The organism is Clostridium sp. YIM B02569, assembly GCF_022320765.1.
Classification (GTDB): Bacteria; Bacillota; Clostridia; order Clostridiales; family Clostridiaceae; genus Clostridium; species Clostridium beijerinckii.
The window spans coordinates 33184-45852 of sequence record NZ_JAKJJX010000031.1 but is presented as its reverse complement, the minus strand read 5'-3'; the positions used below and the strand labels follow the sequence as shown (position 1 = coordinate 45852).

Annotated in this window: 14 protein-coding genes; 5 read left to right on the top strand and 9 right to left on the bottom strand. The window is 27.1% G+C overall.

Going from position 1 to position 12669, the window contains the following annotated elements; translation table 11 throughout:
• Window positions 1–178 precede the first annotated feature (178 nt).
• From L3B96_RS22960 to L3B96_RS22950, 3 genes are all read left to right on the top strand, one after another.
• On the top strand, window positions 179–682 hold the full coding sequence (locus L3B96_RS22960) for a GAF domain-containing protein (RefSeq protein WP_238948676.1): 504 nt from the start codon (window positions 179–181) through the stop codon (window positions 680–682).
• Between the two features lie 147 nt (window positions 683–829).
• Entirely contained in the window at window positions 830–1264 is a 435-nt protein-coding gene (locus L3B96_RS22955; RefSeq protein WP_238948675.1) for a hypothetical protein, read from the top strand.
• A 96-nt stretch (window positions 1265–1360) separates the two neighbouring features.
• Window positions 1361–2080, top strand: a complete 720-nt coding sequence (locus L3B96_RS22950) for a hypothetical protein (RefSeq protein ID WP_012058769.1) — start codon at window positions 1361–1363, stop codon at window positions 2078–2080.
• Window positions 2081–2209: 129 nt separating this feature from the next.
• Here L3B96_RS22950 and L3B96_RS22945 read toward each other — a convergent pair whose 3' ends face one another.
• Entirely contained in the window at window positions 2210–3199 is a 990-nt protein-coding gene (locus L3B96_RS22945) for a tyrosine recombinase XerC (protein WP_012058768.1), read from the bottom strand.
• Between the two features lie 803 nt (window positions 3200–4002).
• Here L3B96_RS22945 and ybaK point away from each other — a divergent pair.
• Window positions 4003–4491, top strand: coding sequence for a Cys-tRNA(Pro) deacylase (ybaK, locus tag L3B96_RS22940; RefSeq protein WP_017211610.1), 489 nt, complete (start codon window positions 4003–4005; stop codon window positions 4489–4491).
• Window positions 4492–5335: 844 nt separating this feature from the next.
• Here the strand turns inward: ybaK and miaB are convergent.
• The 7 genes from miaB to L3B96_RS22905 form a co-directional block, all read right to left on the bottom strand.
• The gene (gene miaB / locus L3B96_RS22935; RefSeq protein ID WP_238948674.1) at window positions 5336–6703 is read right to left on the bottom strand and encodes a tRNA (N6-isopentenyl adenosine(37)-C2)-methylthiotransferase MiaB; all 1368 of its coding nucleotides are present in this window, start codon (window positions 6701–6703) and stop codon (window positions 5336–5338) included.
• A 120-nt stretch (window positions 6704–6823) separates the two neighbouring features.
• Window positions 6824–7693 carry a GNAT family N-acetyltransferase gene (locus L3B96_RS22930; protein ID WP_238948673.1) on the bottom strand — a complete coding sequence of 290 codons (870 nt, stop codon included), beginning with the start codon at window positions 7691–7693 and terminating at the stop codon, window positions 6824–6826.
• A gap of 291 nt (window positions 7694–7984) precedes the next feature.
• A complete protein-coding gene (locus L3B96_RS22925) occupies window positions 7985–8155 on the bottom strand; it encodes a hypothetical protein (RefSeq protein ID WP_012058764.1) in 171 nt (56 codons plus the stop codon).
• Window positions 8156–8203: 48 nt separating this feature from the next.
• The gene (locus L3B96_RS22920; protein ID WP_238948672.1) at window positions 8204–8425 is read right to left on the bottom strand and encodes a hypothetical protein; all 222 of its coding nucleotides are present in this window, start codon (window positions 8423–8425) and stop codon (window positions 8204–8206) included.
• Window positions 8426–8495: 70 nt separating this feature from the next.
• Window positions 8496–8987 carry a hypothetical protein gene (locus L3B96_RS22915; RefSeq protein ID WP_238948671.1) on the bottom strand — a complete coding sequence of 164 codons (492 nt, stop codon included), beginning with the start codon at window positions 8985–8987 and terminating at the stop codon, window positions 8496–8498.
• A 192-nt stretch (window positions 8988–9179) separates the two neighbouring features.
• Window positions 9180–9818 (bottom strand): pentapeptide repeat-containing protein, encoded by a 639-nt coding sequence (locus L3B96_RS22910; protein WP_238948670.1) that lies wholly within the window; start codon window positions 9816–9818, stop codon window positions 9180–9182.
• Window positions 9819–10085: 267 nt separating this feature from the next.
• The gene (locus L3B96_RS22905; protein ID WP_017211617.1) at window positions 10086–10229 is read right to left on the bottom strand and encodes a hypothetical protein; all 144 of its coding nucleotides are present in this window, start codon (window positions 10227–10229) and stop codon (window positions 10086–10088) included.
• Window positions 10230–10451: 222 nt separating this feature from the next.
• On the opposite strand from L3B96_RS22905, the gene L3B96_RS22900 reads away from it, so the two are divergent.
• Window positions 10452–10967, top strand: coding sequence for a ferritin (locus L3B96_RS22900; RefSeq protein WP_238948669.1), 516 nt, complete (start codon window positions 10452–10454; stop codon window positions 10965–10967).
• A gap of 112 nt (window positions 10968–11079) precedes the next feature.
• Here the strand turns inward: L3B96_RS22900 and L3B96_RS22895 are convergent, their stop codons facing one another.
• Entirely contained in the window at window positions 11080–12399 is a 1320-nt protein-coding gene (locus L3B96_RS22895; RefSeq protein WP_238948668.1) for an ATP-binding protein, read from the bottom strand.
• Window positions 12400–12669 lie beyond the last annotated feature (270 nt).

The window sequence follows — 12669 nt, the reverse complement described above, 5'->3', positions numbered from 1 at the left end:
AAGTGTTTATAGGTAGTATGTATTTGGTTTAGATACACACTAAATTGGAATACAATATATTAACTAAGTATTCCAATTAATTAAAAATGGTAGTATTATTTTATAGTAGAATAACTAAGGTTAAGGTTATAAAATTATTTTTTTGGGACGATAGTTTCAAAGTGAGGCGGTAGTAGATATGTTTGATATTAAAATTTTTGAAGGCATGAGTACAGAAAACAAATTAGACAACATGCTTATAATGCTTGAAGGTTTGATTCAAGGAGATGAAGATTCTTCAATAACAAAGCTTTGTAATGCATCAGCATTAATTAATGCACTTATAGATCGAATAAATTGGTGTGGATTCTATTTGGTTAAAAATAATACTCTTGTATTAGGGCCGTTCCAAGGAATGCCTGCTTGTACAAAAATCGAAATAGGGAAGGGGGTTTGCGGAAAAGCTGCATTAGAAAAAGAAACTTTACTTGTTAAAGATGTACATAATTTCGAGGGACATATAGCGTGTGATGCTGCCTCAAATTCAGAAATAGTCATTCCTATAATTAAAGAAGGAAATCTTATTGGAGTTTTAGACTTGGATAGTGAAGAATTCGAAAGATTTACTGAAGTAGAAAAGACTTACCTAGAAAAGGCTGTTGTTATACTTAGTAAATATATAGAATGGAATGATATAATTTAGATTAAATAATTAGATTGCATTTAATAATTTATCTACGTTAAATTATTTTATTCTTTATTTGATATTCTATCTTCGATAAAAAATTTGATTTAATTTATTGTTTTTGGTATAATTAAGTTTCCATAATAAAAAAATGAGGTGTTTTAAATGACATATAAATATACTGATGATGATTATTGCGATATCTATGAAAATAAAATATGTGATAATTGTGGTAAGTGTTTGCAAATCAACGGCATAGATACAAAAGCCATTAAAATAGAAGACATTGCGAAAACACAAGAAGAGAACGAATTACTAGAAGAAGAATTTTTAAATGACTTAAAAGCATCCTTAAGTGAAGATGAATTACATGAAATTAACGAAGATAAATTAGATTTAAAATCTATATATAATAAGTTTGCAAAAACATCAAATGACATTGACGTAAATGACTTTAATCTTGAAGACGGCGCTTACGAAGATGCTTTTGATCATATTGAATATTTAGATGAGATCAGTTTAGATGATGATCTGATCCTCGATGAAATGACAGAAGAAGTATATCCTGGAGTTAGAAGATTAAAAAAATCAATCGAATAAAAGAAGCTTGTAGACTACACTAAAGAAATGCATAGATTTTCGCTTTATTTCACATAATAATTTCGTAGAAGATTTCACAAGAAAGGATGAATTATTATGAAGCGAAAATCTATTTTAGCGTTGAATTTGACAGCAATTCTTTTGGTTTCAATATCTTTGTTTGGGTGTGGCAACATATCAAGAACAAGAACAAATAATGATGTCACTAGACAAAACGACATAACAAACGATGGCATTAGAAGTGGAAGTGTAGATGGAACAGGTACTGGCGCTAATAATGCTCAAAATGGTACTGACGGAAACATGCAAGGTGGAACTAGCGGAAATATGCAAGGCGCAGCAGGAAATGGAACTGTAGGAGGGAATACCAATCAAAATAATGCAGTAGGGGATACTAATCAAAACAATGTAGCCGGATCGACTTCAGATACTACGAGGGATAGAACAGGTCTAACTACTAATGATACAACATACAGAGCCGCCGATTTTAAAAACGATTTCACAAATGCCGGATATGATGTCAAAGAATCAACTAACACTAACAAAAATGATTATTTCAAAGGAAATGAAACTGATTATTTATTAGGTGGAGATGTAGTTAGAATATACGAGTATAATTCTCCAACAGAGCTAGAATGGGCTATCAACAGAATCGTACCAAACGGAATGAATGCTAGCAGCAATAATGCAAATAGCAATACGAGCCCTTATTATTATAGAAAGGGAAATACTCTTATCGTTTATGAAGGAAAAGAACCTGCATATGTTGACGAGTTTGGAAAAATGTACGGAAACACACTAAGACCACAACACTAAAAATATTTATATTAAGCACAAAAAGGTTACGATAGAAAATAAAGTAACCTTTTATTTTTTAATTTAAGCAACACCAAAGCATAGTAGGAGAGTAGTAGAAACCTTTTATTATAAATTTTAATGATAAAATTACAATTTTGAAAGAGGATTTGATTTTACAGCATCTCTCAACGAATCGTCGTCAACATGAGTGTAAATTTGGGTAGTCGAAATATTTGTATGACCTAATATACTTTGCAAGCTTCTTATATCTACATTTCCGTACTTATACATAAGAGTTGCTGCAGTATGCCTCAACTTGTGTGGAGTATATTTATCATCAGTTAACCCAGCATTCGTTATATGTTTTTTTATCATTATCTCAACCGTACGTTTATTTATAGGACCATTTCTAGATGATAAAAATAAAAACTTTTTATTATCCGGCAAAGCCTTAGAATCATCTCGTACATTTAAATAATTTGCTAAAGCTTTAAGGCATGCGTCATTTAAATAAACAGTTCTTTCTTTATTTCCTTTACCTATGATAGTAAGAGTATCATCTCTGATTTTATCAATTTGAATACTGCAAAGTTCCGAAAGTCTCATTCCGCAATTCAGAAAGAACATCAAAATACAATAGTCTCTGGAGTAATTTTTGTCATTTTTGTTTAATGATTCTAATAGATGGATGCTTTGATTTAGAGTAAGGTATACAGGATGACGCTTATTTATTTTAGGTGATTCCAACTCTAAAGCCGGATTCTCTGTGATCACTTTAGCTTTCCCAAAAAGAAACTTAAAAAAAGACTTTAGAGTAGCAACTTTTCTAGCTCTAGCATATGAACTGTTATCTCTATATTTCTCTGTGAAAGAAAGGAACGCATACAAATCTCTAAGTTTTATACCTCTTAAAAACTCATCATCAATAACGCTTATATCTATATCTTCAAACTCAACAGAGTCAGAATTTACTTTCCCTTTATAAATCATCATAAATCTAAAAAATATAGTCAAATCTATTCTATACCCATCAATTGTGTTTATAGATGTGCTTTTAATCGTTTCTAAATAATTTAAAAAATCGACTAAACTTTCTGGAAGATTATTATTCTTAAGAACCTGAATATCGTATTTCATTTTTTCACCTGCAACATTTATAAATTTCTTATTAATTAAGTTACAATACTAATAATTTAAATTATCATTGATAAAATTTATTCTAATAAAGTAATTTTATACTAAGTTAAAAATATTATATCAAATATCATAAATTTATGCAATTATTTCGCTAAATGTATATTTAGCGAAATAATTATTAGCTATTTTTATAATAATTTAGTTGATTTTATTATAATTTTAGTCTTTGCATTTAAATGAATATCAAAATTATCCATGTGCTTTCTTATTAAGAACCATTTATAATCAATATTTTATAATAAGCTTTTATGATTCAGTTCTTCAAATACTGTTAATTATTATAACTAAATCAAAATTTATAACTTCAATCATAAATTCTAAAGTAATATTTTTTTAATCTTATTTGAAATAAAAAAACAAATGATTTTTCATATAAAAAAACATTAACTTTAAACACTATCAAGTTTTTTCTTTTTTCCACATATTGATAACAATTATCAATATACTGTTTTCTCCCACCTTTTCACAATTATATTTCCATTAAATAGCATTCGATTCTGATAAAAAAATAAATTCGAACGTTATTCAATACTATATTTTCTACATTTAACAAAAGTTCAAATTCATAATAACCAAACTCAGTTTTTGATCAAATTCAGATAATTTTTGTATCTAAAATTCACGTATAGAAATAATCTCAAAATAAAAAACTATATCTGCTTTTATGATATAATTTAAATAAACAATGTCATTAATCATCAGTAATGAATATAAACTAAAACTTACGGAGGAATGTTGAAATTATGGCTCAAGGAAAAGGAAAAACTAATGCTATGAGAATTCTAGATAATAATAAAATAAATTACACAACTCACAGCTACGAAAATAATGATGGTAAGATAGATGGTGTTGCAGTTGCACACAAAATAGAAAAAGACGTTAATCAAGTTTTTAAAACTTTAGTAACTCAAGGTCATTCTAAAGAATTTTATGTTTTTGTTATTCCAGTTGCTGAAGAATTAGATATGAAAAAAGCCAGCAAAATCGCAGGCGAAAAAAATATAGAAATGATTCATGTTAAAGATATAAACAAAGTAACAGGATACATTAGAGGTGGCTGTTCCCCACTCGGTATGAAAAAAATATTTAAAACTTTTATTCAAGAAAACGCATTATTATTTGATACAATTGTATTTAGTGGAGGAAAAATAGGTTCTCAAATAGAAATGAATCCAAATGATCTAAAAAAAGCAATAGAATGTTCATTTGTAGATATAATCAAAACTAATTAAACAATTGTCAAAATCAAATATAAGTTCTTTATAGATAACCCAACTAAAACCTGAACTTATGCATATAACTCGCCGAAATGAATAACATACTTTTGTTCCAGTTTCTAGTTGAGATATATTTCATAGTATAAATCTAACTTATAATTGGCTTATCTATATAGATATCCAACTCTAAAACTAAATTTATGTTATAACTTACCGAAATCATAAATATTTTGTTCCGAAAAGCTATGAAAATATCGCTTAAGGTTCTAAGCAGCAGGTTGTAGCCACTTTAGCATGTTCCAACTTTCAGTTTGACAAGCTAAGCTGGAACAACCTACAGCTAAGAACCTTTAAAAGCTCATTTTCAAATGTTTTCTCCACAAATATATTTATGATTTCTTGTGAATATACAAACTTAAAGTCTTAGTAAATTTGAAAATATATTCATCTAATAAATCTAATCCTTAAGCTGTTTATCTATATATTTTAAAAAATAACAAATTAATTCTTATATTTTACAGAACAAATGTTCTCAGGCGATAAAAATGGCATTTATTCCACAAGATATCATCACAGCATGAAATATTTTTTTATTTTTATCATCTGATAAACCCCACATTGAAGTTCTTTAACCTATAATTTATATTTTTTTCAAATTATAAAAGCAATAATATGTATGCTGAACAAAAATGCTATTTTTATAGTTTAAGAACAAACGTTCGTATCTACTCTTTTTTTTATTTTAACCAACTAAAGAAAATAGTCTGTATGATCATTAGGGAAAGTTATAACGCCTCTCCTATTAAGAATCTATACAGACTATTTTAAATTCATTTTATTTAAATCATAAATTTATTTTTTACTTTTCAACTTCTCCAATTAAAGAGAACGAATTAGCTTTAATTATTTTTACATTAACTAATTTTCCTATTAGGTCTTCCCCTCCCTCAAAGTTAACTAGTCTTCCATTCCTAGTTCTACCTGTTAATTTTGATTCATCATTTTTGCTATAACCTTCAACTAAGACTTCATATATCTTTCCTTCTGCATCCTTATTTCCTTTAGCTATGCCCGTATTAACTATCTCAACTAATCTGTTGAAACGTTCATGTTTAATTTCATCTGGTATCTGATTCTCCATTTTATCCGCCGGAGTATGATTTCTTCTCGAATAAATAAATGTGAAAGCAGCATCATATCGAACTTCTTTAGCTAGCTCTAATGTTTCACTAAAATCTTCTTCAGTTTCTCCAGGGAAACCAACGATTATATCAGTAGAAAATGTTACATCTGGAATTTCAGCTCTTATCTTTTTTGCTAACGTGATGTATTGTTCCTTTGTATAATGTCTATTCATTTCTTTTAAAATTCTATCAGAACCACTTTGCACTGGTAAATGAATTTGCTCGCATACTTTATCACAATCTCTTATAGCATATACAACATCTAAAGTTAAATCTTTTGGATGAGAAGTCATAAATCTAATTCTTTCAATCCCCTCTATTTCATTAACTTTTCTTAGAAGGTCTGCAAAAGTAATATTTTCTTCCAATCCTTTTCCATATGAATTAACATTTTGTCCTAAAAGAGTTACTTCCTTATACCCTCTTGTTACCATATCTTTTATTTCATTTACTATATCTTCTGGCTTTCTACTTCTTTCTCTACCTCTAACATAAGGAACTATACAATATGTACAAAAGTTATTACATCCATACATAATAGTTACAAAGCCCTTAATATCGCTTTTTCGATCTATAGGTATCCCCTCTACTATTTCAGTTTCCTTATCAATAATCTCTTTAATTTGAACACCTTCTGTTTTAACTCTATTTAAATATTCAGGAAACTTATACGAGTTATGAGTTCCAAATATTATGTTTACATATGGAAATCTCTTTAATATATCGTCAGCCATCCCTTTTTGCTGCATCATACATCCACATATTCCAATAACTAAATCAGGATTCTTTTCCTTTTGCTTTTTTAAAGCGCCAAGATTTCCAAAAACCTTATTTTCTGCATTTTCTCTAACACAGCAGGTATTAAATATAATTATAGATGCTTCATCTCTATTCTCAGTATTTTCATACCCCATCCTTTTAAGCATACCTGAAAGTTTCTCTGAATCTTCTTCATTCATTTGACAACCATAAGTTTGTATAAAGAATAATTTTTTTTCATCACTAGCCATTTGGCTATCTAGTTTTTCTATATCAAAGTTCATTATTGTTCCTCCGTATAAATTACAATTTCTATAGTATTATAACAAATAATAATTCTAAATAAAAGACTATAATTATGCATAATTAAAGGAGTTATACTCATAGACAACTCCTAACGCTAATTAATTAATTTTTTTATACCAGCTAATAAAAGATTGATATTCCCTAAATCCAATTTTAGTGTACAAAGATAAGGCTTTTAAATTATTCCTTTCTACTCTTATATAAACAGTTTTTATAGAATTTCTATAACATAAATCTATAAGATATCTAACCAATAACTCTCCATACCCATGTTTTCTGTATTCTTCTAATATTCCTAAATTAACAATAGTATAAAATCCTCTATTGAAAATAATTTGACCATATCCGACAACTTGTCCATTATTGTTGCATATAAAAACACCAAAATCTTTTATATAATAGTCTTCCTCTTCTTCCCTATATATATCATCAATCGTTAAAGGAACTCTATTTTTTTCATTAAAAACCGAATTTTGAATTCTGCATCTTAATTCTTCATCTTGTCCTTCTTTAAAGTGTTTAAAAAATATTCTATTTTCACAAAAATTATTTTTAATATTGCTTGTCCTTATCTTCATTAAAATGTTATTAGAATTAACATCAAAATTTAATTTTTTCATTATAAAAGAAGCCTTTGAGTTTGCTAACATATCGAATCTGAAGGCACTAGCATTAAAAAATGATAAGATTTTAGAATTAATTAAATGTATATATTCATCTTTCAAATATATAGAATATATATTACTAAAACCATTATACGAAGGATATTCGTACCATATATATCCCACATATTCACTATTAACTCTAAAAAGTCTAATTTGTTTACGAATTATATATTTTACTACAAAAGATTCATCATCATAAATCTCAAAAAAGCTTTTATCGCACGAATATGCATCTTCACTCCTATTATATAATCTCCTGAAATGATTCATATTGAATAAAGATAATTTTTCTAAAAAAACCATAAAAATTCCTCATTTCCCCTTTAATAAATAAATTATAAATCTTACAAAAATTATAGTCAACTTTTGATAGACTTAAACAATGTGTTAATATATAGAATAATATATAAATAAATATATATTAGGATATTTTCAATTTAAAAGTTTAAGTAATTTAAAATATAATATCGTAGTTTATTGATAATAGTATGATTCATAAAAATCGTTTCCTTCATATAGGTAACAGCAAATCTATATGAAGGAAACTTTAAGTATTTTATATTAATATATATACTTAATTTATATTTTTATTCATTAACACCATTTACTATTTGATAATTGCTTATCTTTTATTTTACCTTCAAATCCTTTTACAGTATAATGCTCTGTTAAAACTTCAGGGTCATAAGAAATATATCCACCTTGATAATCATAATAACCATCATTCATTTTATCAGACTCACGTTTTTTATTTTCTTCACTCATAATATCCACTCCCTCTTTATTTAAAGTAGTATTTATTACAGTAAATTCTTACTTAGATGTAGATGTCCATTGATTATTAGTAGCAGTTTTTTCATGTTTATGTGTAGACTCTTCTTTGTCATAAGTACGTGGTACAGAATCCCATTGATTACACCCTGCACTTTTTTGTTCTCTAAGTTCTTCTTTGCTAGATAAATTCGAATTACTAGTGCCACCTGTACTAGAAAAGCTTTGAAGATTGTTTGATTTTGATTTTGATTCATTACTCATTATAAGCACTTCCTTTCTACAAGAATATATTGTGCACTATTGTAGACTTTTATCCTTATTTTAATTATCCTCATTTTTCATTTTTATCATATTCTAGATTATTTAATACTTCTAAAAACATATTATACATTTCTACCTTACTGTCTTCATTTGAAAGAATTTTGAGCCCAAATACTAAAATCAACACAATATATATGCCCAAGAAAGTCGGACTAAGTTTTTTTATATAATTATCTATATAAGAAAAAATGCCACTTGCTGTTAATCCTGCTAAAATTGATGCACCTATTCCACATCCTCCAAAGGTATATGAGTCTAACTTCGATTTAATATAAATTCTTTCAATGCTAATATCTAGATAACTTTCTTGAGAATAGTAATTATAAATCTTTCTATATAGTAGGAATTTCGCCTTGACTTTATCCTCATTAATTTTTAATAATCTTCTTTGGTAATCTTTATACTTTTCTATCATTTCAGGAGTATATATCTTGAAATTATTTGAATTTACTTTTTTTGAAGATTTATTATATTTTAGTTTAATTAAATAATTTTTTTCCATCTATATTCTTCCTTCAAAAATAATAACATCATCATTTTTTATTACTATATAGATATTCAATAAATATATATTAATTGCAAAATAATAGGTTCATAAAAAAGTATTTTTGCATATCTATTATTATTATTAACTCTTTTTTAAGAACTCAAAAAAGGAGCTTTCATTTAAAACGAAATACTCCTTTTCTACCATTTACATATTTTCTATAAGCCTAATAACATAGCTTAATGTATAAAAATCTCTATCAATCTCATATCTAATATAATGTAGACCTTCTAAAAGTGTTGATTCATCAAATTTTTCTTTTAGAATTAATAAAGATAACGTATTTATTTTTCCATCTTTAGTATCAAAAACCCTTGATTTTTTTATAAATTCATTTTCCATCACATTTGAAATCAACTTTTCTAATTCATCGCTTATTTCAACTTCTGGCATTGTATTAAAAATTCTGATGTTCTTGTTATCTTCACTTATATTCTTAGCCTTAGTCACATCACAGTTTACAAATATTGTGTTTTTGAATTTAGCATCTTCAAAATTTACTCCATCTAAATTTGCTCCTTCAAATACTGTGTCTTCAAATTTAGCTTCCCTAAACTTGCATCCTTTTAAATTCGATCCTATAAACTCTGCTCCTTTAAAACTACATCTAAAAAAATTACACTTCTTAAAATGAGCCCCTCTTAAGCTAGCAAAATCAAAATTCGAGTTTGAAAAATTACAGTTATAGCATTTACTTCTTTTAAGATTTTTATAAATAAAATTTTTATTAGTTTTCTCCGCATTGTCATAATAAAAATTTTCTGGTGCACTTCTGTTTATCGACATTTTATCTATCCTTCCGTATTACAAATAAATATTTTTAGTAGTTTACAATAACAATGTATTTATATATTAATAAAATAATGATAACTTATTTTTATAACTTGTCCTCCTTAATTCTTTCTATATTTATCTAATTCTATCATATAAAACTAGATAAATCTTTATAATAGGAAAATTTCTATCTCAAAATATATGTAAGTAAATTTAGTAGAATGGAATTCCACTAAATTTCTATTAATTTTTACTTAATACTTTGAGATAGATTAAATTTTAATGTTTTTGATTAATTGTAATATCTCGCCCCCTAGATACCACCTTGTTTGTTGTTTCTTCTCTCTCTACAAAAGATTTAACTTTAGATTGCGACATATCTCCAGTTTTTTGTATCGATTTTTCCTTCTTTTTATATGTCAATTATATCATCTCCTCTCTTATTTATATTATTAGTTTTGCAATAATACTTATGTAACATAATAATAAATATTATTTGATAAATTATGTTATATGATGTAATATATTAATATATAGTTAAAAATTTCAGAATATAAAGTTAAACTTTTATACTATAGGGTATAGTTTTTCTGAACTTTTTAAATTATGTTAATTATAATGTTTTTATTTATGGGAGGTATTAGTATGTTAAGTGAAAAACTGATCGCAAAACTAAATGAGCAAGTTAATTTTGAAATTTATTCAGCCTATACTTATTTATCAATGGCTTCTTACTGCGAATCTATTGATTTAAATGGGTTTGCCAATTTTTTCAAAGTTCAATCCCAGGAGGAATTATTTCATGCAATGAAGTTCTATGACTACATATTTCAGAAAAATGGAACTGTAACTTTAGAACAAATTGAAAAACCACATTCTGATTTTGACAATATCCTAAATGTCTTTGAGGCAGGTTATGAACATGAGCAAATGGTTACTAGCAGGCTATATAAAATTGCAGATATAGCTACTGAGGAAAAAGAGCATTCAACAATCGGTTTACTTAATTGGTTTATTAACGAGCAAGTTGAAGAAGAAAATACATTTAACACTATAATCAAAAAGATTAGGAGATGCGAAAATAACTCTGCAGCATTGTATATGTTAGACGACGAACTTGCTACAAGAGTATATACGCCCCCTACAACAACTAATGCTTAAATTATTATAAAAAATACAGAGCTAGTAAAGAATTCTTTACTAGCTCTTATCACTTTATTAGCTAAAAAGTTACAGAATATTCCAAAACAAATCACAAACTTTTAATATAAAGTTACTGTTTTAACGTACCCTCTAGCCAATTTATAAATTGAATTGCTGTTCGTGGCGAACGAGCATTATACCATCTTACCCATTTCAATGCTTCTGCATGCAAATATTCCTTCTCAACTTTAATCCCTCTTGCTTCTGCTACTCCATCTATTATCTTTAAGAATTCTTTCTGATCAGGCGAATAGAACGATACAGTCATACCAAATCTATCTGCTAGAGAAAGTTTTTCTTCAATTGTGTCATTAGCATGCACATCATCACCAGATCTTTCGCTAAATGTTTCTTTTACTAGGTGTTTTCGATTGGTTGTTGCATAAATTAGAATATTGTTTGATCTATTCTCTACTCCACCTTCTAATATTGTCTTTAAAGCTGAATAACTAGCTTCTCCTTCTTCAAATACTAAATCATCAACAAAAATTATAAATTTTAAATTCTTACTTTTAAGTATCCTAATTATCTTCGTAAAATCGCATAATTTATTTTTATCAACTTCAATAAGCCTTAAGCCATCATCGTAATACTCATTTATAATAGCTTTTACAGTTGAAGATTTACCAGTTCCTCTTGATCCATATAGTAGCATATTATTCGCTTGATATCCATTTAAAAACTGTTTTGTATTATCTATTATAATCTCTTTTTGATATTCATACCCTACTAAGTTTTCTAGCCTAACTGGATCTGGTGATTCAATACCTCTAAGATAAGGTGCTCCATCTTCGTGTTCCCATACAAACGCTCTATACTCCCCAAATATGCCAGTCCCATATTGCTTGTAGAATTCTACAATACTCTCCAATGCACCTCCCCAATTATCACAATTTAATATATTTACCTTTAACTTATCAATAGCTTTGCTTGAGATATTACATTCCAAGTCAGAATCAAAATCCATAAGCGACTTAACTATACCTATTTCAAACTCTTTAACGTTTCCTTTAATAATTATAGCATCTTTAATCGCAGAAGATTCTATACTAGATATGTACTGCAAGGCATTTAACTCATAATGCACTTGATTAAAAAGTTTATCACATGAATTTTGTTCGTCAATTATTTTACTAAACGGATTGTTATCGAGAAAAATCATATCAATTATATACTTTTTTAATGATTTTCCATCAGCTTTGTTTAATAGTTCATAAATAAAATCAGTATATAATTCAATGCCCTCTTCCACTGATATATCCTTACTATTAAGGTACTTTAGTAGCGTCTTATATTTCAATAAAACACTGTCATCTTTTAGATTCTTAAAAATACATAATGAATTTATCATTATGCTTGCTTTGTTTATTTGTTCAAATTCTGTATACATACTTGTATGCCCCCTTTATAAAATACGTATAGTAATATATTACTACTCTTAGTGTTGTTTTACTATTCTTTTCTTATTTAAATCACAATGTGTATACGTAAGGAGCGATTATAAATATATTCTTCAAAATTTGTGATTAAACATTATTTTATTATTCTCATGCAATACTATGGAGTATAAATGAATTGTATAAGATTTCAAGCTATATATAAAAGTTGACATAAATGATAATGATGTTATAATTAATATGCGCATTTTAGCGTGGGAGGG

Bases quoted from the DNA above. Each gene is read 5' to 3' on its own strand.
- L3B96_RS22960 (WP_238948676.1), top strand. From the start codon at position 179: ATGTTTGATATTAAAATTTTTGAAGGCATGAGTACAGAAAACAAATTA.
- L3B96_RS22955 (WP_238948675.1), top strand. From the start codon at position 830: ATGACATATAAATATACTGATGATGATTATTGCGATATCTATGAAAAT.
- L3B96_RS22950 (WP_012058769.1), top strand. From the start codon at position 1,361: ATGAAGCGAAAATCTATTTTAGCGTTGAATTTGACAGCAATTCTTTTG.
- L3B96_RS22945 (WP_012058768.1), bottom strand. From the start codon at position 3,199: ATGAAATACGATATTCAGGTTCTTAAGAATAATAATCTTCCAGAAAGT.
- ybaK (WP_017211610.1), top strand. From the start codon at position 4,003: ATGGCTCAAGGAAAAGGAAAAACTAATGCTATGAGAATTCTAGATAAT.
- miaB (WP_238948674.1), bottom strand. From the start codon at position 6,703: ATGAACTTTGATATAGAAAAACTAGATAGCCAAATGGCTAGTGATGAA.
- L3B96_RS22930 (WP_238948673.1), bottom strand. From the start codon at position 7,693: ATGGTTTTTTTAGAAAAATTATCTTTATTCAATATGAATCATTTCAGG.
- L3B96_RS22925 (WP_012058764.1), bottom strand. From the start codon at position 8,155: ATGAGTGAAGAAAATAAAAAACGTGAGTCTGATAAAATGAATGATGGT.
- L3B96_RS22920 (WP_238948672.1), bottom strand. From the start codon at position 8,425: ATGAGTAATGAATCAAAATCAAAATCAAACAATCTTCAAAGCTTTTCT.
- L3B96_RS22915 (WP_238948671.1), bottom strand. From the start codon at position 8,987: ATGGAAAAAAATTATTTAATTAAACTAAAATATAATAAATCTTCAAAA.
- L3B96_RS22910 (WP_238948670.1), bottom strand. From the start codon at position 9,818: ATGTCGATAAACAGAAGTGCACCAGAAAATTTTTATTATGACAATGCG.
- L3B96_RS22900 (WP_238948669.1), top strand. From the start codon at position 10,452: ATGTTAAGTGAAAAACTGATCGCAAAACTAAATGAGCAAGTTAATTTT.
- L3B96_RS22895 (WP_238948668.1), bottom strand. From the start codon at position 12,399: ATGTATACAGAATTTGAACAAATAAACAAAGCAAGCATAATGATAAAT.